The organism is Amycolatopsis sp. lyj-90 (assembly GCF_046549035.1).
GTDB lineage: Bacteria > Actinomycetota > Actinomycetes > Mycobacteriales > Pseudonocardiaceae > Amycolatopsis.
On sequence record NZ_JAJPWP010000014.1, the window covers coordinates 18,675 to 38,931 of the forward strand.

The 20,257-nt window shown below is 68.4% G+C and carries 16 protein-coding genes; 8 read left to right on the forward strand and 8 right to left on the reverse strand.

The window, feature by feature from the left end; genetic code table 11:
* Positions 1-102 precede the first annotated feature (102 nt).
* The 4 genes from panB to ACLJPX_RS39295 all read left to right on the forward strand — a co-directional run bounded on the left by panB (position 103) and on the right by ACLJPX_RS39295 (position 6,387).
* Positions 103-978 (forward strand): 3-methyl-2-oxobutanoate hydroxymethyltransferase, encoded by an 876-nt coding sequence (gene panB / locus ACLJPX_RS39280; protein WP_101612605.1) that lies wholly within the window; start codon positions 103-105, stop codon positions 976-978.
* A gap of 235 nt (positions 979-1,213) precedes the next feature.
* Positions 1,214-2,188, forward strand: coding sequence for a hypothetical protein (locus ACLJPX_RS39285; protein ID WP_410605337.1), 975 nt, complete (start codon positions 1,214-1,216; stop codon positions 2,186-2,188).
* A gap of 89 nt (positions 2,189-2,277) precedes the next feature.
* Positions 2,278-3,237: a prolyl aminopeptidase gene (gene pip / locus ACLJPX_RS39290; RefSeq protein WP_410605338.1), complete on the forward strand. Its 960-nt coding sequence runs from the start codon at positions 2,278-2,280 to the stop codon at positions 3,235-3,237.
* Between the two features lie 192 nt (positions 3,238-3,429).
* Positions 3,430-6,387 carry a PQQ-dependent sugar dehydrogenase gene (locus tag ACLJPX_RS39295; protein ID WP_410605339.1) on the forward strand — a complete coding sequence of 986 codons (2,958 nt, stop codon included), beginning with the start codon at positions 3,430-3,432 and terminating at the stop codon, positions 6,385-6,387.
* A gap of 47 nt (positions 6,388-6,434) precedes the next feature.
* Here the strand turns inward: ACLJPX_RS39295 and ACLJPX_RS39300 are convergent, their stop codons facing one another.
* The 5 genes from ACLJPX_RS39300 to ACLJPX_RS39320 all read right to left on the reverse strand — a co-directional run bounded on the left by ACLJPX_RS39300 (position 6,435) and on the right by ACLJPX_RS39320 (position 11,974).
* Positions 6,435-7,241, reverse strand: coding sequence for an ABC transporter permease (locus ACLJPX_RS39300; RefSeq protein ID WP_410605340.1), 807 nt, complete (start codon positions 7,239-7,241; stop codon positions 6,435-6,437).
* A gap of 9 nt (positions 7,242-7,250) precedes the next feature.
* A complete protein-coding gene (locus ACLJPX_RS39305; RefSeq protein WP_410605341.1) occupies positions 7,251-8,135 on the reverse strand; it encodes an ABC transporter permease in 885 nt (294 codons plus the stop codon).
* A 78-nt stretch (positions 8,136-8,213) separates the two neighbouring features.
* Complete coding sequence (locus ACLJPX_RS39310) at positions 8,214-9,419, reverse strand: ABC transporter substrate-binding protein (protein WP_410605342.1); 1,206 nt, start codon at positions 9,417-9,419, stop codon at positions 8,214-8,216.
* A gap of 27 nt (positions 9,420-9,446) precedes the next feature.
* Entirely contained in the window at positions 9,447-10,556 is a 1,110-nt protein-coding gene (locus ACLJPX_RS39315) for an ABC transporter ATP-binding protein (protein ID WP_410605343.1), read from the reverse strand.
* A complete protein-coding gene (locus ACLJPX_RS39320) occupies positions 10,553-11,974 on the reverse strand; it encodes a gamma-aminobutyraldehyde dehydrogenase (protein WP_410605344.1) in 1,422 nt (473 codons plus the stop codon). The genes ACLJPX_RS39315 and ACLJPX_RS39320 overlap by 4 nt, the downstream gene beginning before the upstream one ends.
* Before the next feature lie 164 nt (positions 11,975-12,138).
* Between ACLJPX_RS39320 and ACLJPX_RS39325 the strand changes: the two genes are divergently transcribed.
* Positions 12,139-12,882 (forward strand): FadR/GntR family transcriptional regulator, encoded by a 744-nt coding sequence (locus ACLJPX_RS39325; RefSeq protein WP_101612597.1) that lies wholly within the window; start codon positions 12,139-12,141, stop codon positions 12,880-12,882.
* A 32-nt stretch (positions 12,883-12,914) separates the two neighbouring features.
* Positions 12,915-13,649: a cache domain-containing protein gene (locus ACLJPX_RS39330; RefSeq protein WP_410605345.1), complete on the forward strand. Its 735-nt coding sequence runs from the start codon at positions 12,915-12,917 to the stop codon at positions 13,647-13,649.
* Here ACLJPX_RS39330 and ACLJPX_RS39335 read toward each other — a convergent pair.
* Positions 13,633-15,120 (reverse strand): PucR family transcriptional regulator, encoded by a 1,488-nt coding sequence (locus tag ACLJPX_RS39335; protein WP_410605346.1) that lies wholly within the window; start codon positions 15,118-15,120, stop codon positions 13,633-13,635. The genes ACLJPX_RS39330 and ACLJPX_RS39335 overlap by 17 nt on opposite strands.
* A 109-nt stretch (positions 15,121-15,229) precedes the next feature.
* Here ACLJPX_RS39335 and gabT point away from each other — a divergent pair, with 109 nt between their 5' ends.
* Positions 15,230-16,561 carry a 4-aminobutyrate--2-oxoglutarate transaminase gene (gene gabT / locus ACLJPX_RS39340; protein ID WP_168214506.1) on the forward strand — a complete coding sequence of 444 codons (1,332 nt, stop codon included), beginning with the start codon at positions 15,230-15,232 and terminating at the stop codon, positions 16,559-16,561.
* Positions 16,558-17,988 (forward strand): aldehyde dehydrogenase family protein, encoded by a 1,431-nt coding sequence (locus ACLJPX_RS39345; RefSeq protein WP_410605347.1) that lies wholly within the window; start codon positions 16,558-16,560, stop codon positions 17,986-17,988. Before gabT ends, ACLJPX_RS39345 begins: the two co-directional genes overlap by 4 nt.
* Positions 17,989-18,043: 55 nt before the next feature.
* On the opposite strand, the gene ACLJPX_RS39350 is transcribed toward ACLJPX_RS39345, so the two are convergent.
* Both ACLJPX_RS39350 and ACLJPX_RS39355 read right to left on the reverse strand, forming a co-directional pair.
* A complete protein-coding gene (locus tag ACLJPX_RS39350) occupies positions 18,044-18,805 on the reverse strand; it encodes a helical backbone metal receptor (RefSeq protein ID WP_410605348.1) in 762 nt (253 codons plus the stop codon).
* Entirely contained in the window at positions 18,802-20,211 is a 1,410-nt protein-coding gene (locus tag ACLJPX_RS39355) for an RNB domain-containing ribonuclease (RefSeq protein ID WP_410605522.1), read from the reverse strand. The genes ACLJPX_RS39350 and ACLJPX_RS39355 overlap by 4 nt, the downstream gene beginning before the upstream one ends.
* Between the last annotated feature and the right edge of the window lie 46 nt (positions 20,212-20,257).

The following is a 20,257-nucleotide window of genomic DNA, read 5'->3' on the forward strand; positions in this document are numbered from 1 at the left end:
CAGGGCCTTGGGAGGGCCATTCCCGCGTGTCACGCTTTGACTTGTTCAGCTCCACGACCCGGGGACCTCATCGAGGCCTCGAGGGAAGGACGGTCGACAAGGATGTCTGCCACTGAAAAGGATTCCGGCGAGCTCGTCGCTCCGTACGGGACCGGCGCGGCGCCCCAGACCACGTCTGGGAAGAAAGTCCGCGTACATCACCTTCGCGAGATGAAGGAGCGCGGCGAAGCCTGGCCGATGCTCACCGCCTACGACATGTACACCGCCGCGCTGTTCGACGAGGTGGGCATTCCCGTGCTGCTCGTCGGGGATTCCGCGGCGAACAACGTTTTCGGCTACGACACGTCACTTCCGGTGACCGTGGACGAGCTGCTTCCCCTGGTCCGCGCGGTGACCCGGTCGGTGAAGCGGGCATTGGTCGTGGCCGACCTGCCGTTCGGCTCGTATCAGCTTTCGCCGCAGCAGGCGCTGGAGACGTCGGTGCGGTTCATGAAGGAAGGCCGTGCGCACGCGGTGAAACTCGAAGGCGGGCGGAAATTCGCGCCGCACGCCGAGGCACTGACGTCAGCGGGCGTCCCGGTAATGGGACATATCGGATTCACCCCACAGAGTGAACACAATCTGGGCGGCTACCGGGTCCAGGGACGCGGCGAAGCGGCCGACGCGCTGCTCGCCGACGCGCTCGCCCTGGAGGAGGCCGGCGCCTTCGCGGTCGTCATGGAGATGGTGCCCGCCGAAGCGGCGAAGCGGATCACGCACGAACTGAAGATCCCGACCGTCGGGATCGGCGCGGGGCCGGACTGCGACGCGCAGGTGCTCGTCTGGCAGGACATGGCCGGGCTTCGGCGCGGCAAGACTCCTCGCTTCGTGAAGAAGTACGCCGATCTCGCCGGCGTACTGGCCGGGGCCGCGACGGCGTTCGCGGAGGACGTCCGGCGAGGCGAGTTCCCGGCTTCGGAGCACTCGTTCCACGACTGACCCGCCTCTGACCTGCACAAAGAGAGCAAGGGACCTTTGCTATCACTCCCGCCGGGGAGGGCGATAGCAAAGGTCCCTTGCTCTCTTTCTCGGTGGGCGGTGCGCACAGACCCTCCTTTAGTTGTTCACGTATATGAACTTCAATCATGTCCTTGACTAGCGTTCGAGAGCTGCCTTACGGTCTAGCCGTCGCCGCCACGACCGAGCTTCGATCCCTCGACGAGGAGGACCACGGATGCGTGTTCGTGAGCGGGTTCTGACCATCGCGACCGGTGCCGCACTGCTGTCGACGCTGGCGGCGTACCCCGCACAGGCCGCGACGGTCCGCGTCGGGACTTCGGAGCAGCTGACGACTGCGCTCGCCTCGGTCACTCCCGGCGCCATCATCGAGCTCGCGGCCAACACGACCTTCTCGGGCAACTTCAAGGCGGCGAAGAGCGGCACCTCCGGCAGCCGCATCACGCTGAAGGGTCCCCGGAGCGCGGTCATCAAGGCCCCGGCCGGGCGCACGCTCGAACTCACCGGCAGCTACTGGAACCTGACCGGCTTCACCCTCACCGGTGGTCAGAAGGGCCTGATGGCGACGGGCGTCAAGAACACCGTCGTCGACGGCATCAAGGTCACCGCCGTCGGCCACGAAGGCATCCACTTCCAGTACACGAGCACCGACAACGTCGTGAAGAACTCCGAGGTGACCGACACCGGCCGCGAGTTCGCGGGCTACGGCGAAGGCATCTACTTCGGTTCCGCGAAGGGCAACTGGCCGGGCGGCACGCCCGACCGGAGCGATCGCAACAAGGCGATCGGCAACAAGATCGGCCCGAACGTGCGGGCCGAGTCGATCGACATCAAGGAAGGCACCACCGGCGGTGAGCTGCGCGGCAACGTCTTCGACGGGACCGGGCAGAGCGGCGAGCACTTCGCCGACAGCTGGGTGGACCTGAAGGGCAACAACTACGTGGTCGCGGACAACCGGGGCAGCAAGGTCTTCGTGCACGATGCGACCTACGGCGGCTTCGAGGTCCATGTCCAGCTTGACGGCTGGGGCCGCGGCAACACCTTCTCCGGCAACACCGCGGACGTGCAGTCCAGCCACGCGTACGGCTTCTATCTCGTGAAGGCCGCTACGGGAAACAAGGTCTGCGCGAGCAACAAGGTGACCGGCGCCGGGAAGGGATTCGCGAACGTGGCCGCCACGGCGGGCTGCTGACGCGATCGAAGACCGGGGGCCCGCTCAGCCCGGCGGCGGGGGCGGGCCCCCACCCTTCGGACACTCGCCGATTCGGGCAAAGTGTCCGTATGGACGATTTGTATCCGCCCATCCACGTTCGCGCCGAGGGCATGCTCGACGTCGGCGACGGGCACCGGATCTACTGCCAGGAGGCGGGGAATCCGGACGGCAAACCGGTGGTCGTCCTGCACGGAGGCCCTGGTAGCGGCATCTCGCCGATGGCGAGGCGGCATTTCGATCCCGAGGTCTATCGGATCATCCTGTTCGACCAGCGCGGCACCGGCCGCAGCACTCCGGCCATCGGCGAACCGGACGTCGACCTGTCGGTCAACACCCTCTGGCACCTTGTCTCGGACATGGAAAAGCTGCGCGAACGGCTGAATCTCGAACAATGGCAAATCTTCGGCGGCTCGTGGGGCGCGACTCTCGCCCTCGCCTACGCCGAGACCCATCCGAGCCGAGTCACCGAGATCATCCTGCGCGGTGTCTTCACTGTCCGGCGTAGCGAACTCGACTGGATCTATGGCGGCGGCGCCGCGAATCTCTTTCCCCGTGAGTGGGAAGCCTTCCTCGCTCCGATTCCCGAAGAACGCCGCGACGACCCGATGGCGGCCTATCGCGAACTCGTCTATCACCCCGATCAAGCGATCCGGGAGCGTGCCGCCATCGCTTGGAGCACCTGGGAAGGCGCGATCGTCTGCCTGCGCCCGGATCCGGCCTTCCGCAACCAATACGCGTCACCGGACTTCGCGGTCACGTTCGCGCGGCTCGCGTTGCACTACTTCTGTCATGGGGCGTGGCTCGAGGAAGGACAGCTGATCCGCGAGGCCGGCAAGCTGTCGGGGATTCCCGGCGTGATCGTGCAGGGGCGGTACGACGCGGTGTGCCCGCCGGTGACGGCGTACGAGTTGCACCGGGCTTGGCCGGACTCGAAGCTGGATCTGGTCGAGGCGGCCGGGCACGCGGTGACGGATCCGGGAATGCTGGCTGCGCTTCGGGCCGCGACGGATTCTTTCCGGCAGCTCTGACTTTCGGCATGCAAATGGCCGATGACAAGGCGGGTCCAGACCAATAGCGTTCTCCTTGATCATCGTCCTTGGGGGGATCCAGGTGTCTTGATCGTCGCGTTGCGTCCTGCCGTGGCCACGACACATCTTCGCCCCGGCCTGCGCGCGATCTGATGCTTCGGGAGCTCTCTTCGTCCGAAGAAAGCAGGTCTGATGCGTTCTCGAAGATCCGTCGCCGCCGCGACGGCCGTCTTGACCGCGCTCGGAATCACCGCTGTCACCACACCTGCCGCCGAAGCGGCGCCTGTACTACCGACCGGATTCGTTTTCGTCGACACGCCGACCGGGCAGCCGTCGGGAGAGCTCACCGACGCCGCGTATCTGCCCGACGGCAGTGCTTTGACGACCGGCAAGCAGGGCTCGGTGCGCTGGACACCGAGCGGCGGTCAGCCGATCGAAGTCGCTTCGATCCCCGTCTACACCGGGGGATCGCTCGGCTTGACCAGTATCGCGGTGGCCCCGGATTACGCCACCAGCCGGACGATCTACACCACTCAAGCGGTTCCCGGCGGTTCCACCGGGCGCGTGCTCCGCGTCAGCAAGTGGCAGGCACAGGGCACGGACGCGCCGACCGGGCTCACCGGTGAATCGGTGGTCCTCGAATTCGCGGCGAACTCCGACGAGAGAGGGATCCAGGATCTCGCCGTTGATCCGACGGGCAGCGCCCTCTGGATCGCGGTCGGCGACAACGCCACCGATGAACCCGTCGACAGGTTCGCCCTGCACGCGCTGGACCCGAGCCTGCCGACCGGCAAGGTACTGCGTGTCGACACGAGCGGGCGCGGCGTCGCGGACAACCCCTACTACGACCCCAGCCACCTCAACTCCTGGCGAGGCCGTACCTATCTCAGCGGCCTGCGCGATCCGCGCGTCACGCTCGACCCTCGGGGCGGAGTGCTCGTCACGGACACCGGCCCGGCCGGACGGCACGAAGTGAACATCGCGCTTCCCGGCCAGAGCTCGAAATGGCCCTGCTGGAACGGGAACACCAGGACACCCGGCTACCAGGACCTGCCGGAGTGCGCCGACGTGACGAACACCGCGCCGCTGGTCGAGGCCGGCCAAAATGGCAACGGTGCCCTCGTCGGGGGCCTTCGGTACGGCGGGCAGGCCTACCCCGAGCAGTACCGCGAGAGTCACTTCGTGGCCGATAAGAGCGCCGGCACCTTGTCGACGCTCAGCTTCACCAGTTCGGCGCAGGTGAACAGCCCACTCACGCTTTTCGCCTCCGCGCTCGGCAACCCGGTTTCGATCGCGACGGCCCCCAACGGCGACATCGTGGTGGCCGACGCGGACACCTCGGCGTTGCGGCGGCTGAGTTACCGTCCCGCCAACAAGGTCCCGGTGGCGGACTTCAACGCCACCATCGACCCCGTCACCCGGACCGTCTCGTTCGACGCGGGCCTGTCGACAGACCCGGACTTCGACGATCTCTCCTACCAGTGGGACTTCGGTGACGGCGGAACCGGCAGCGGGCGCACCTCGGAGCACACCTACGGACCGGGATACACCGCGACCGCCACCCTGACCGTGAAAGACATCCACGGCGCCGTGGCGAGTTCGAGCCAGACGATCACGCCTGGTGGCGCGGGCCCGGTGATCACGCTGATCCCGCCGATCCAGGGCACGGTGTACTCGGCGAGGGCAACGGTCGAGGTGTCCGCGGAATCGGACGATCCCGTCGACGGGCCGATCACCGTCATCTGGAAGGCGGAGCAACGGCGTTGCCCCGCCGACGACAGTTGTACGACCACTTTGGTGCGCCACGGCTCGGGATCGACCCTCAAGATGGACTTCCCTGAGGAGACCGACAGCAGTCTCGTACTCACCGGCACCGTGACGAACAGCCGCAACGTCGTGGCCAAGGCGCGCTATGTCGCCCAGCCACGCCTCGCCCGGCTCACGGTCGCCGGTAGTCACCCGGCCCAGCTCACCGTCGAACCCGGTCGGAGCGCGAACCGCCTGGTGACCGTCGGCTCTCCGCTGAAGCTCTCGGCGCCGGCCACCGCACTCGACGGCGCGGTTTTCCACCGGTGGGCGGACAGCTTCGGCACCAACGCGCAGCGGGAGATCCGGATGACGGCCGCGGAACTCACGCTCCGCGCGGACTACCGCTCGCCCATCGAAAAACGCTATGCGGACGAGCCCACGCTGCGCACGACACTGGGTGCCGCCGTGGGACGTGAGGTCATCGAGAGCCCGGGGCACTGGCAGGCCTATGCCAACGGCCGGCTCTATTGGACCTGGCGACACGGTGTCACCGCCGTCCAAGGCCGAATCCACGAAAAGTACGTCGCCCTCGGCGCGCATGCCTTCCTGGGTGCTCCCAGCATCGACGAGTTCCCCGGCAAGGTGGGCGACGGCCGCTTCAGCCACTTCGAAGGCGGGCCCACGACCGGTGAGGGGACGATCTACTGGACGCCGGCTTCCGGTGCGGCGGTGGTCTACGGCCCCATCCGCGACAAGTGGCTCGAGACCGGTTCGGAGAGCGGGGTGCTCGGCCACCCGACCACCGACCAGGCGGCGACGCCGGACGGGACCGGCCGGTACAACCACTTCGTCGACTCGTCGATCTACTGGACGGCCGAGACCGGGGCGCACTTCGTCATGGGCGCCATCCGGGAGAAGTGGAAGACGCTCGGGTGGGAGAGGTACTTCGGCTACCCCACCACCGACGAGACCGGCACCCCGGACGGGGTGGGCAGGTACAACCATTTCAGCCGGGTCGGCTCGATCTACTGGACACCGTCGACCGGTGCCTACGAGGTGCACGGCTGGATCCGCGAACGCTGGGCGGGCCTCGGCTGGGAAGCCGGGTTCGGCTATCCGGTGACCGACGAGACCTGGACGCCGCAGGGAAGCGGCAAGTACAACCACTTCCGCAAGGGCAACGAGGAACACTCGATCTACTGGCGGTTCGGCACCAGCGCCGCTTTCGACGTCCGGGGCGCGATCCGCAATCGCTGGCGACAGCTCGGCTGGGAGACCTCGTATCTCGGATTCCCGACCAGTGGCGAGTACGACGTCCCCGGCGGCAAGCGTAGCGACTTCCAGAACGGCTACATCGTCTTCACGGCCGCGACCGGGGCGGTGATCGACCGTCGGTACTGAGTGAACGCTGAGCGCCGGTGCGGCTTTCGAAGCCGCACCGGCGCTTTCTACAACCGCCCGCCGGAGGTCGTGTCGCCGGAAAGCCGTTGTGCCAGGTAGACCGGGATCGTCGAAGCGAGGATCAGCACCGCCGCCACGACGTTGACGATCGGTGCCTGGTTCGGCCGGAACAGGTTGTTCAGGATCCAGATCGGCAGGGTCTCCAGCCCGGTCCCGAGGGTGAACGTCGTGACGATGATTTCGTCGAACGACAGCGCGAACGCCAGCAGGCCGCCGGCCAGCAGGGCCGAGCGCAGCATCGGGAGCGTCACCAGCCGGAACGTCGTGAGGCCGTCGGCACCGAGGTCCATCGACGCCTCTTCGAGATTGCCGCCCATGCGCCGCAGGCGTGCGACGACGTTGTTGAACACCACCACGATGCAGAACGTCGCGTGCGCGACGATCGCGGTGAACAGGCCCAGGTCGATGCCGAGGATCGTGCGGAAGGCGTTGTTCAGCGCGATACCGGTGACGATGCCGGGCAGCGCGATCGGCAGGATGATCAGCAGCGACACCTGGTTGCGGCCGAAGAACCGGTACTTCTGCAAGGCGAACGCCGCCATCGTGCCGAGTACCAACGCGATCGCCGTGGCCGCGAGTCCTGCTTGGACACTCGTGCCCAGCGCGTCCAGCGCGCCTTCGTTCTCCGCGGCCCGGCCCCACCATTCGAGGGTGAAGCTCGACGGCGGCCAGCCGAAGGTGGTGTCCGCGTTGAAGGAATTGAGCAGCACCACCAGCAGCGGGAAGTAGATGACCGCGAGGCCGAGAACCAGAGCCGCCAGCAACAGGTATTTGGTCGTCCGGGAAAGCCGCATCGCGCGCTCCTACAGGTTGTCCAGCGCGCCCGTGCGGCGCACGGCGGCGAGGTAGGCGAGCATGATCACCACGGGGACGGTCGCGACGGTCGCCGCGAACGGCAGGTTGTTGGCCGCGCCGATGTTGTCGTAGACGACGTTCCCGAGCATCTGAGAGGTGCCGCCGACGATCTTCACCGCGATGTAGTCGCCCAGCGACAGCGAGAACGTGAAGATCGATCCGGCGACGACGGCCGGGAACGTCACCGGCAGGACCACCGAGCGAAAGGTCCTGAACGGCCGGGCGCCGAGGTCGCCGGAAGCGTCCACAAGGGAATTGGGCAGCCGCTCCAGGCCCGCGTAGATCGGCAGGATCATGTACGGCAGCCACAGATACGACAGGGTGATCACGGTCGCGAGCACGCCGTAGCCGGGGGTGTCGAGACCGAACGGGTTGAGCAGCCAGTGCAGGACGCCGTTGCCGGACAACATGCTCCGCCACGCGTAGGCCTTCACCAGGTAGCTCGCCCACAGCGGGGTCATCACCGCGATCACCAGGAGCCGTCGCGCCCTCGGTGAGGCGAATTTGGCCATGTAGAACGCCATCGGGAAGGCGATGATCACGGTGATCACGGTGACCAGCGCGGCGATCCCGACCGTCCGGAGGGTGATCGTGCGATAGACCGCGTCACTGAACAGGGTGACGAAGTTGTCCAGCGACCATTCGGTGACGACCTGGCCGGTGAAGACGTCGGTGTGCCAGAACGCGGTCACGAACAGCGCGGCCAGCGCGCCGAGGTAGGCGAGGCCGAGCCACAGTGCCGGCGCGGAAAGCAGCATGGCCAGCCGTAGCCGGGGCTTGCGATAAAGGAAGGCGGAGGCTTTCCGCCTCGGCGAATCGAGCGTCGTGGTCATCATGTCCACCTACGGGGATGGGACCGGGAGCGGCCGGCGTTGGGGGGGCACCACCAGCCGCTCCCGGAGTTCGGGAGGTCAGCCCTTGATCTCGGTCCAGGCGCGCGTCCACTCGCCGTAGTCCTTGCACTTGACGTCGGTGCGGCCGTCGAGGCACTGCGTGATCGGCGTCGTCCAGTAGTGGATCTTCGCGGCGTACGCGGCGTCACCGGCGTGGTAGGTGTCGCAATGCGCCTTGTTCTTGGTTTCGGCGCACGCCTTGGGGTTCGAGGGCGATTCGCCGAAGTACTCGGCGACCTGGGCGTTGGCCTTCGGGCTGACGATGTGGTTCAGCCACTTGTAGGAGCACGTCTTGTGCGGCGACTTCGCCGACACCATCCAGGTGTCCGACCAGCCCGTCGCGCCTTCGGACGGCAGCACGGATTCGACCGGCGCGCCCTCGCTCTTGGTCAGGTTCACCGTCACCTGCCAGGCGGTGCCGACGACGGCGTCACCGCTCTTGAGCGCCTGGCTCTCCTTCAGGTAGTCCGACCAGTACTCCCCCACCATCGGACGCTGCTGCTTGAGCAGGTCGACGGCGGCCTGGAACTGCTTGTCGTCCAGCGCGTACGGGTTCTTGATGCCGAGTTCGGGCTTGTGGGTCTGCAGGTACAGCGCGGCGTCGGCGATGTAGATCGGCGAGTCGTAGGCAGAGATCTTGCCCTTGTACGGGCTGTTCGCGTCGAACATCACCGACCACGACGTCGGCGCCGGGCTCACCTTGTCGGTCCGCCAGGTGAGCAGGTTCGCGCCCCAGCCGTGCGGCACGCCGTAGGACACGTTGTTCACGCTGTTCCACGGGCGGTTCTTGAGGAAGTCGAAGACGTCGGCGTAGTTCGGCACGAGCGCGGTGTTCACCGGTTCGACGTCTCCGGACGCGATGAGCCGCAGCGAAGCGTCACCGGAGGCGGAGATGACGTCGTACTGCCCGGTCTTCATCAGGCTCACGGCTTCGTCGGAGGTGCCGAACGCCTTGACGTTGACCTTGCAGCCGGTCTCCTTCTCGAAGCCGGTGACCCAGTCGACGGCCGGGTCGTTGGAGCCGTTCTCCGCGTAGCCCGGCCAGGCCAGCACGTTGACCTGGCCTTCGGGCTGACCGAGCTGGGGGAGCGCGTCGAGTTTGGGCGGGGTGAAGCCCTGTCCGCCGGGTGCGGCGGCGGTCGAGTTGGATCCGGAGGTTCCGCAGGCGGCCACGAGCAGGCCGGCGCCGAGCAGTCCGGCGAGCGCGAGTTTCCTGTTCTTCATTGAACAACCTTTCGGTGCTGGGGAGAACTAACCGGCTTCGGGGACGCGGAAGCTGTGTTCGTGCCGCCAGCTCAGGCGGACACGGCCGCCCTCGAAGTCCGCGGGTTCGGCGGTGTTCTGCCGGACCACGGAGAGCTGGCCGCCGGCGTCGAGCGTGACCTCGTAGCGCACGGTGGCGCCGGCGTAGACGGTGTTCGTGACGGTGCCGGTGGCGCTGGTTTCACCGACGTCCGCCGCTTGCGAGAGATCCGCGTCGATGCGGATCTTTTCGGGGCGGATGCTGAAGACCCCGGGTTTGCCGATGATGTTTTCGGCACCGCCACCGCTGAGCAGGTTCGAGGTGCCGACGAACCCGGCGACGAACGCCGACGCAGGCCGTTCGTAGACCTCGACCGGTGAGCCGACCTGTTCGATGCGGCCGGCGTTGAACACCGCGATGCGGTCGCTCATCGTCAGCGCCTCGTCCTGGTCGTGGGTGACGAAGATGAAGGTGATGCCGACGTCGCGCTGGATCTGTTTGAGCTCGGTCTGCATGGTGTGACGCAGTTTCAGGTCGAGCGCGCCGAGCGGTTCGTCGAGCAGGAGCACCTTCGGGCGGTTGACCAGGGCTCTGGCGAGGGCGACGCGCTGGCGCTGCCCGCCGGACAGCTGATCGGGTTTGCGCTCGCCGAACTCGCCGAGCCTCACCGTGTCGAGGGCTTCCTTCGCGCGCTGACGCCGCTCCGCGCGGGGCACGCGTTTCACCCGAAGGCCGTACTCGACGTTCTGGCGCGCGGTCATGTGCGGGAAGAGCGCGTAGTCCTGGAAGACCGTGTTGACGTCGCGGTCGAAGGGCGCGAGACGGCTGACGTCGCGGCCGTGGAGTTCGATCGTGCCCGCCGTCGGCAGTTCGAAACCGGCGATCATGCGGAGCACGGTCGTCTTGCCGGAACCGGACGGGCCCAGCATCGAGAAGAACTCGCCGGGCGGGATGTCGAGATCGACGCCGTCGACCGCGTGGACCTGGCCGAACTCCTTGCGCAGGCCGCGCAGCCGGATGGCCGGGTCCCCGCCGGCGATAGCAAAGGTCCCTTGCTCCCCCGCCGCGAAGGCGGGGTGCGTTCGCTGAGGCATGGCGTGCCTTTCGGTGGTCGTCACAGCGCGCTCATCACGTGCTTGACGCGGGTGTAGTCCTCGAGGCCGTAGAGCGAGAGGTCCTTGCCGTAGCCGGACTTCTTGAAGCCGCCGTGCGGCATTTCGGCGACCAGCGGGATATGCGTGTTGATCCACACGCAGCCGAAGTCGAGCTTTCCGGCCAGCCGCATCGCCCGCTGATGGTCGGCGGTCCACACCGACGACGCGAGCGCGTAGTCGACGCCGTTGGCCGCGGCGAGCGCTTCGGCTTCGGAGCCGAATCGCTGGACGGTGATGACCGGGCCGAAGACCTCCGTCCGGCTGATCTCGTCGTCCTGGCGGACGCCGGAGATCACCGTCGGCGCGTAGAAGTAACCCTCGTCCCCATACCGTTTGCCTCCACAGTGGACTGTCGCGTGAGAGGGAAGCCGATCGACGAATCCGGCCACTCTTTCGAGTTGCGCGGCGTTGTTGAGCGGCCCGTAACCGACCGACGGGTCGTCGGGTTTCCCGGTGGTGGTCGCCCGCGCCTGCCGGATGAGCGCCTCGACGAACGCGTCGTGGACCTCGCCGTCGACCAGGACCCGGGTCGCCGCGGTGCAGTCCTGGCCTGCGTTGAAGTACCCGGCGGCGGCGATGCCTTCCGCGGCCGCCTCGAGGTCAGCGTCGGCGAAGACCACCACGGGCGCCTTACCGCCTAGCTCGAGATGTACGCGCTTCACGTCCTTCGCCGCCGAAGCGGCGACTTCGATCCCGGCGCGCACGGAGCCGGTGATGGACACCATCGCGGGGATCTCGTGCTCGACGAGCGTGCGGCCGGTTTCGCGGTCGCCGCAGATCACGTTGAGCACGCCGGGAGGCAGGAACTCGGCGCAGATCTCGGCGAAGAGCAGGGTCGACGCGGGTGTCGTGTCGGCCGGTTTGAGCACCACCGTGTTCCCCGCGGCGAGCGCGGGAGCGATCTTCCAGACCGCCATGAGCAGCGGGTAGTTCCACGGCGTAACCTGCGCGCACACGCCGATCGGTTCTCGGCGGACGAAAGAGGTATGCCCTTCCATGTATTCGCCCGCCGACCGTCCTTCCAGGACACGCGCGGCCCCCGCGAAGAACCGCAACTGGTCGACGATCATCGGCAGTTCTTCCGCCGCGGTGAGCGCGATCGGCTTGCCGGTGTTCGCCGATTCGACGAGCACGAGGCCGTCCGCGCGCGCTTCGACGGCGTCGGCGATCTTCAGCAACGCGAGCTGGCGCTGCGCGGGCGTGGTCCCACGCCACTGTTCGAAAGCGGCGGCCGCGACCTTCAGCGCGCGATCGACGTCCTCGGGGCCGGCGACGGCGGCGGTGCAATACGGGCGGCCGGTGACGGGATCGATGATGTCGGCGACCTCGCCCGACGCGGATCCGATGTACTCACCGCCGATGAAGTGCTTCAACTGCTGCACGAGAGCTCCTGGCTACTGGGCCTGGGGGCGTGAGGCGATAGCAAAGGTCCCTTGCTCCCTTGTGGGGCGGCGAGGGAGCTAAAACATATAAGTCCAGATGTTAAATGACAAGACGATGGGGCAAGATTGGTTCCATCGGGTAGCGGTACGGGCGAAGGGCCACCATGCGTAAGGGGATGTCGCACAGCGCGCGGTCAGCGATGTTCGCGCCACTCGACCAGATCGGCCGGGCGGAAGCGGTCACCGCGCGGCTGGTCGACGCCATCACGCTCGGACTGCTGGCCGACTCGGAACAGCTGCCGAGCGAAGCCGAACTGGCCGCCCAGTTCGGCGTATCCACCGTGACCGTTCGCGAGGCGCTCGTGGCCTTGCGGCAGCAGGGCCTTGTCGAGACGCGACGTGGCCGAGGTGGCGGAAGCTTCGTGAAGACGCCCGTGGACCCTTCGGCTGCTTCGTGGCGAGAACGCCTTCGCACTGTTTCGCTGTCGGATCTTCGCGACGTCGGCGACCACTACCTCGCCATCGCCGGCGCCGCCGCCAAACTCGCCGCCGAGCGGAGTTCGCCCGAGGACATCGAGCGGCTCGAGCTGGCGACCGAGGACATCCGCATCGCGACCGGCGCGGAAGCGTCGCGCGCCGAACGCCAGTTCCACCTCGAAGTCGCCGCGGCCGCGCAGTCGCCGCGACTGACCAGGGAGGAAGTGCAGTTGCAGAGTGAGCGAGGCGGGCTGCTGTGGCTGCCGCTCGAGCCGCACGGCACCCGGGAGAACGCCTACGCCGAACATCGCGCGATCACCGCCGCCATCGCGCTGGGCGACGGCGAGCTGGCCAGGAAACTCACCGAGGAGCACATCCTCGAGGCGATAGACCGGCTGGCGGACGTGCATTTAGACCTTCTGGCCCCTTAAGCTGCGGCATCCGCGCATCCGAGGTGAGCATCGTGAACGACACACCGTCCGCCGGTTCCGAGGTCGTCGAGCAGGTATCCGCCCTGGTCGAGGACGTCTTCGGCAGACTGAAGCCGGTTTTGTCCGGTGCCGAGGGGCTGCTGGCCGCGTCCGCCGATGCCACCGCCGACGACCTGACCCGGCTCCGGCCGCAGGTCTTCGACGTTCTCGGCGGCCTGGTCGTCGGCGCGGGGTTCATCAGCGCGCCGAACGCGTTGGCCGATCAGGAATTCGGCTTCGACTGGTGGACCGAGACCGGGGACGCCGAACCCGCCCAGCTGGTCATCAGCCTCGATCCGGCCAGCGACAACTTCCTCGACTACACCCGGCAGTCGTGGTTCACCGTCCCGCGTGACACCGGCCGCCGTCACATCAACGGCCCGTACGTCGACTACCTCTGCACCGACGAGTACACGCTGACGTTCACCGTCCCGGTCCAGCGAAACGGCTCGTTCGCGGGCGTCGTCGGCGCGGACATCCACGTGCGCGAGGTCGAGCGCCTGCTGCAGCCGAAACTGCGCGCGCTCGGCGGCCGCGCGGCACTGGTCAACGCCCAAGGCCGGGTGATCGTGTCGAACAACGCGCGTCAGGCCACCGGTTCGCTGGTGCGCGATGTCGACGTCCCGGCGTGGTGGTCGTCCGGCGCGGAACCGGTCACCACCGAGAGCGGTGCGACGCTGCGGCGGTGTGGGGACTCCCCGATCGCACTGGTCAGGTCCGAGCGCTGACCTGCAGCGCGAGCCAGAATTCGGCGCGCACACCGGGGGAATCGAGGTCGCGGCCGGTCAGGTCGGCGACCTTGCGCACGCGGTTGCGCAGGGTGTGCCGGTGCACGCCGAGCCGCGCGGACGCCAGATCCCAGTGACCGTGGTGTTCGAGCCAGCAGGTCAGTGAGGCGACCAGCTCGCCCCGGCCGGTTTCGTCGTGGTGCCGCAACGGTGCCAGCAGGCTGTCCGAAAACGCTTGCGCCGCTTGGGAATCGACCAGTTCCAGGAAGCCGCGCCCGGCATGGTCGGCATAGGGGACGAACTCCACTCCTCTGGCTTTCGCCACGCCCGCCGCCTGCTCTGCTTGGCGGACCCCGAACGCGAATTCCGGGATGCCAATGACGTCGGAGGAGCCGCCGTGCAGACCGCCGACCGAGGCCGCGAGCCGCACCACCCGCTCCGAGACGCGGGGATCCGCGACCGTCGCGGCGATCACCGCGGTGCCCGAGTACGCGAAGAACACCTCGTGTGCCTCGGTTTCCGCTTCGAGCAGGGCGTGGAGCGCCTGCCTCGCCCCCTGCGATCCCACGAAGGCGTGAACCCGCCAGGGCGCGTCCGGAGCACCGCCCCAAACCGTGGAAAGGGCACTCGTCACGATCTCGTCCTGCCCGCTCACCAAGAGATCGAACAACCCGGTGCGCAAGTACCGCAAAGCGGCCACGTGTTCACGATTCTGTTCCAGCGCAAGGGAAAGCAGGGACACGGCGGTGTTGACGATGTGCTGCCCCGCGGCGTCGAGCGGCCCACGGGTCCCGACGACGAGCACGCCGCGCGCGCGGGTGTCGAGCGTCTGCAGGACGACCTCATCCTCCCCCACCACCGTCACGAGCGTGCCCGCACGCAGGCGGGCGAGGTCTTCTCGCACGTCTTCGACGGAATCGCGAGCGGAGGCGGGTGCCGCCTCGGTGACCCGGCCCGCCGAATCGAGCAGGAGCACCCAGCCGTCGACCAGCTTCGCCAATTTGCGGACGACCCCGCCGGGACCACCCTTGCCGACAGCGGTCCTGGTCAGTTCCTGCTGCCCCTTGCCGGTGCGGACGAGCGAGGCGTACTCGTCGGCGGCGACCGCGCGGGAGACCGCGCGCGTGATCGCGATGAACGGCGTCTTCCTCGGCACTTCGAGAACCGGGAGCCCGACCTCCTCAGCGGTGTCCACAAGGGACTGAGGGATGCTCCCGTGGCTGAGGCCGACACCGAAACCGAGCCCCGCCACGCCCGCGTCGACAAGTCTCCGGATGTACTCCGGCGCCGTGGTCTCATCGAGCGAGAGGCCGGTGGTCAGGAGCAGCTCGCCGCCTTCGAGGAAGGCCTGCGGATCGGTCAGTTCGGTGGGGTGGACCCAGCCGATCGGCCGGTCGAGCCCGCTTTCGGCCGCACGCACGCGCAGGCCGAGCGGTCGTTCGGCCGCGAGGGCGCGGAGCGTCAGTGCCATGTTGTCCAATTCTACGCCTCGATATGGACAAGATGTCGAGCTGACGCGGCCCGCTCCGGCTCTCATCCTGGAGGGCGACCCCGTCCCTCGCGCCCGCAGGAGTTTGGCCGTGACCGCCACCACCGAAACCCAGCGCAGGCTGCGCACCGAGATCCCCGGCCCCGCCTCGCGCGCCCTGCAGGAACGCCGCGCCGGCGTCGTCGCCGCGGGCGTGAGTTCGGTGCTGCCCGTCTACATCACCTCGGCCGAAGGCGGCCTGCTCACCGACGCCGACGGCAACGTCCTCATCGACTTCGGTTCCGGCATCGCGGTGACCAACGTCGGCCACGCCGCCCCCGCCGTCGTGGACCGCGTCCGCGAGCAGGTCGGCCTGTTCACGCACACCTGTTTCATGGTCACGCCGTACGAGGGGTACGTCGAGGTCTGCGAAGCACTCGACAAGCTGACGCCGGGCACCCACGAGAAGCGTTCGGTGCTGTTCAACTCCGGCGCCGAGGCCGTCGAGAACGCGGTGAAGATCGCCCGCGCCGCGACCGGTCGCCAGGCCGTCGTCGTGTTCGACCACGCCTACCACGGCCGCACCAACCTGACGATGGCGCTGACCGCGAAGTCCATCCCGTACAAACACGGTTTCGGCCCGTTCGCGCCCGAGGTCTACCGGGTGCCGGGGTCGTACCCGTACCGAGACGGCCTGTCCGGTCCCGAAGCGGCGCGCATCGCCATCGACCGCATCGAGAAGCAGATCGGCGGCGACCAGGTCGCGGCCGTCGTCCTCGAACCGGTGCAGGGTGAGGGCGGGTTCATCGAGCCCGCTCCCGGTTTCCTGCCCGCGCTTTCCCGCTGGTGCACCGAGAACGGCGTCGTGTTCGTCGCCGACGAGGTGCAGACCGGGTTCTGCCGCACCGGCGAGTGGTTCGCTTCCGCGCACGAGGAGGTCGTGCCCGATCTGATCGCCACCGCCAAGGGCATCGCGGGCGGACTGCCCCTGGCCGCCGTCACCGGCCGCGCGGAACTGCTCGACGCCGTCCCGCCGGGCGGGCTCGGCGGCACCTACGGCGGTAACCCGATCGCGTGTGCCGCGGCGCTCGGCTCGATCGAGGTCATGCGGCAAGAGAACCTCGCGGCGTCGGCGAAGCGCATCGAGAACACGGTGCTGCCGCGTCTGCGGGCGCTGGCCGAGGAGACCGGCGTGATCGGCGACGTCCGCGGCCGCGGCGCGATGCTGGCCGCCGAGTTCGTCAAGCCGGGCACCACCGAACCCGACGCCGACCTCACCAAACGGGTCGCGCAGGCCTGTCACCAGGCCGGGGTCGTCGTCCTCACCTGCGGCACCTACGGCAACGTCGTCCGGCTGCTGCCGCCGCTGTCCCTGTCCACCGAACTGCTCGAAGAGGGCCTGTCGGTCCTGGAGCACGCTGTCCGTACGGAGGCTTCGCTGTGACCACCTTTCCTTACTGGGTGGCCGGAAAACCGGTCACCAGCGACGAGACCGTCGTCGTCCGCCACTCCTTCGACGGCAGTGAGGCGGGCTCGCACCACGTTCCGTCCACTTCGGACATCGAGACCGCGGTCCAGGCCGCGCACGACGTCCAGGACGAGTGCGCGACGCTGCCCGCCCACGTACGGGCGAGCGCGTTGGACCACGTGTCCCGAGTTCTGGGTGAGCGGTCCGAAGAGATCGCGCAGCTGATCACGGCCGAGTCGGGCAAGCCGCTGAAGTGGTCGCGCGGCGAGATCGGGCGCGCGGCGTCGACGTTCCGCTGGGCCGCCGAGGAGGCCCGCCGGTTCTCCGGCGACCTGCAGCGACTCGACACCGACCCGGGCGGCACCGGGCGGCTCGCGCTGGTGCGCCGCGTACCGAAGGGGCCGGTGCTGGGCATCACGCCGTTCAACTTCCCGCTGAACCTGGTGGCGCACAAGGTCGCCCCGGCGATCGCGGTCGGCGCGCCGATCGTGCTCAAGCCGGCGCCCGCGACACCGCTGACCGCATTGCTGCTCGGCGAGATCCTCGCCGAGACCGATCTTCCCGCCGGAAGCTGGTCGATCCTTCCGGTGAGCAACGAGGAATCGGCGAAGCTGGTCTCGGATCCGCGGCTGCCGGTCGTGTCGTTCACCGGTTCCGTGCCGGTGGGCTGGGGCATCCGCGACAGCGTGCCGCGCAAGCACGTCGCGCTCGAACTCGGCGGCAACGCGGCGGTGCTGGTCTGTCCTGATTGGACGGATCTGGACTTCGCGGCGCAGCGGATCGCGACCTTCGCGATGTACCAGGCCGGGCAGTCGTGCATCTCGGTGCAGCGCGTGTACGCACACGCCGATGTCTACGACGAGCTCCGGGCGAAGGTGCTGGAGCAGGTGCGCGCGCTCGGGACCGGCAACCCGCGGACGGACGGCGTGGACGTCGGGCCGCTGATCAACACCGCCGCGGCCGAGCGGGTCGAGTCGTGGGTCGCGGCCGCCGTCGATGCCGGTGGCGAGCTGCTGACCGGTGGCAAGCGTGACGGCGCGACCGTCGAGCCGACCGTCCTCGCGAACGTGCCGGAGAACGCGTCGGTGATGGCCGACGAGGTCTTCGGGCCGGTCGTGTCGATCACGCGCGTGGAGTCGGTGGAGGACGGCGTGCGCCGGATCAACGACTCGCGCTTCGGGCTCCAGGCGGGCGTGTTCACCCGCGACCTGCCGACGGCGTTCGACGTGTCCGCGAAGCTGCGCGTCGGCGGCGTGCTCGTCGGCGACGTGCCGAGCTTCCGGGCCGACCAGATGCCTTACGGCGGTGTGAAGGACTCCGGCGTCGGCCGCGAAGGCCCGGCTTCGGCGATGGCCGACTTCACCGAGGAACGCGTCACCGTCCTCACCGGCCTGACCCTCTGACCCTCCCCGCGTTTCGTCCTCTAGTTGCGGTGGTTCGTGGCACGAACTACCGCAACTAGAGGACGAGTTGCGTGAGGTGAGCGTGGGCCTCGACGAGCGAAGGGCCGTACCAGGTGAGGTGGCGTCCGGTGACCAGGACGTACTTCGCCCCGGGGAACGCTTCGGGCCCGTCGTCCGCGGTGAACTCGTAGGGCTCGTCGGGCAGTACGAGCAGGTTCGCCTCTTCGTCCGCGAAGCGCGCTTGGAGCTCTTCGAGCTTCGGACGCGGGTAACGCTCCTCGTCGTCCTTATAGACGTTGCCGACGCCGACGCGATGCAGGACGTCGCCGCCGAAGGTGTCGCGGCCGAGCACGATCCACGGCTTCCGCCACACCGGCACCACCGCGCGGAAGCGCTCCGGCAGCGTCTCCCGCCACACCTCTTCGGCCTCCACCAGCCATTGCGGCTCGGTGAGGTCGTAGGCCTGCGTCAGGATCCGCCGAATCGAGGCGAGCGCGCTCGGTACGGTCGCCGACGCCTCCATCACCCAGACCGGAATCCCGTTGGCGCGCAGGCGTTCCACGTCCTCCGGCCGGTTCTCCTCGGAGTTGGCCAGCACCAGATCCGGGGCGAGTTCGAGCACTTTGTCCACGTTCGGATACTTCGAGCCCCCTACCCTCGGGACGTCCAAGTCGACCGGATGAGTGCAGTAGTCCGTGGCGCCCGCGAGCCTTCCCGGCGCGCTGACCTCGACGGCCTCGGTCAGCGACGGCACGAGCGAAACCACCCGCGCCGCGGGTCCTTGCAGCGGGACCACTTCCCCGAGGTCGTCGATCATGCGCGCTCGAAGGACAGTTTCCGCTTGTCGACGTCCACCGCGGTGAGCCGGACGCGGATCCGCTCGCCTTCCGGCAGCTTTTCGCCGGTGCACTTGGACATCACCGGCGGATCCTCGACCAGGATCTCGGCCTTGGTCTCCTCCGCGCGCAGCACGATCGCGCCGAACTCGCCGCCGATGTGCTCCGCCATCACCCAGACCTCGACCTGGTCGATGCAGGCCCGTTCGACCTTGGCCGCCAGCGTGTCGGACGCGGTCATCTGCTCCGGCACCTCCTTGAGCGCCGCGCGGACCCAGGCGGGCACCTCGCGGCCGGCGCTCACGGCGAGGCAGATCTCGGTGGCGAACCGGTCGACCAGCCGCCGGATCGGCGCGGTGACGTGGGCGTACGCGCCGCCGATCCCGGCGTGCGTGGTCAGCGCGGGCAGCTCGCCGTCGAACGCGGTGTACCCGGCGCCGCGCAAAAGCCTTGTGGTGTCGGCGAAAAGCGCCATGGACGCGGGCTGGCCGGGATCCAGCGCGGCTAGGAACTCCGAAGCGCTCTTGCCCTCGGGCCACTCGATGTTCAACGCGTGCGCGGACCGGCGCAGCCATTCGACCGCCTCGGCGTCGGGCTGCGGCAGCGTGCGCAGGACACCGATCCGTGCGTCGATCATGATCTTCGCCGCCGCCATCCCGGTGAGCAGCGAGATCTCCGCGTTCCACGCGTCGACGTCGTTGCGCGGCCGCTGGATCAGCGCCCAGCCTCCGTCGGGATCCCCGCTGATCTCCTGCTCCGGCAGCTGCAGTTCGACCGCGCCGCGCCGGATCGCGAGCTCGCGGCGCAGGCGGCCCAGCTCCGGCAGCGCCGCGACCGACGGATGCGGGTTCCCCGCGTCGATCGAGGCCTGGACGGTTTCGTAGTCGAACTGTTCGGTGGACCGGACCAGCGCCCGGCGGACGTGGGTGGCGGTCGGCTCACCCTGAGCGTCGACGTCGATGGTCCACAGCACGGCGGGCCGGGTCTCCCCCGGCAGCAGGCTCGCCGCGCCTTCGGACAGCACCGGCGGATGCAGCGGGACGTTCCCGTCGGGCAGGTAGAGCGTCTGCCCGCGGCGCCGCGCCTCCTTGTCGAGCGCGCCACCCGGCGGGATGAACGCGGCCAGATCGGCGATCGCGTAGTGGACCCGGAACCCGCCGCCCTCGACGCGCTCGATCAGCACCGCCTGGTCGAGGTCCTTGGACCCGGGCGGATCGATGGTGACGAAGGGCAGGCCGGTGGCGTCCTCGCGTTCCCCGGCCGATTCGAGCGGATCGACGACTGCCGCCTCCGCCTCGGCGAGCACGTCGGGCCCGAACGACTCCGGCAGCGAGAACTCGGCTCGCAGGCGACCGAAGTCCCCTCCGGCCGTGTGTGTCCTGATCACGAGTGGAGGCACCACCCAACCCTATCCCGAGTCGGCCCCGGTGATC

Bases quoted from the DNA above. Each gene is read 5' to 3' on its own strand.
- ACLJPX_RS39295 (WP_410605339.1), top strand. From the start codon at position 3,430: ATGCGTTCTCGAAGATCCGTCGCCGCCGCGACGGCCGTCTTGACCGCG.
- ACLJPX_RS39285 (WP_410605337.1), top strand. From the start codon at position 1,214: ATGCGTGTTCGTGAGCGGGTTCTGACCATCGCGACCGGTGCCGCACTG.
- ACLJPX_RS39300 (WP_410605340.1), bottom strand. From the start codon at position 7,241: ATGCGGCTTTCCCGGACGACCAAATACCTGTTGCTGGCGGCTCTGGTT.
- ACLJPX_RS39305 (WP_410605341.1), bottom strand. From the start codon at position 8,135: ATGACCACGACGCTCGATTCGCCGAGGCGGAAAGCCTCCGCCTTCCTT.
- ACLJPX_RS39325 (WP_101612597.1), top strand. From the start codon at position 12,139: ATGCGTAAGGGGATGTCGCACAGCGCGCGGTCAGCGATGTTCGCGCCA.
- pip (WP_410605338.1), top strand. From the start codon at position 2,278: ATGGACGATTTGTATCCGCCCATCCACGTTCGCGCCGAGGGCATGCTC.
- ACLJPX_RS39350 (WP_410605348.1), bottom strand. From the start codon at position 18,805: ATGATCGACGACCTCGGGGAAGTGGTCCCGCTGCAAGGACCCGCGGCG.
- ACLJPX_RS39310 (WP_410605342.1), bottom strand. From the start codon at position 9,419: ATGAAGAACAGGAAACTCGCGCTCGCCGGACTGCTCGGCGCCGGCCTG.
- ACLJPX_RS39335 (WP_410605346.1), bottom strand. From the start codon at position 15,120: ATGGCACTGACGCTCCGCGCCCTCGCGGCCGAACGACCGCTCGGCCTG.
- panB (WP_101612605.1), top strand. From the start codon at position 103: ATGTCTGCCACTGAAAAGGATTCCGGCGAGCTCGTCGCTCCGTACGGG.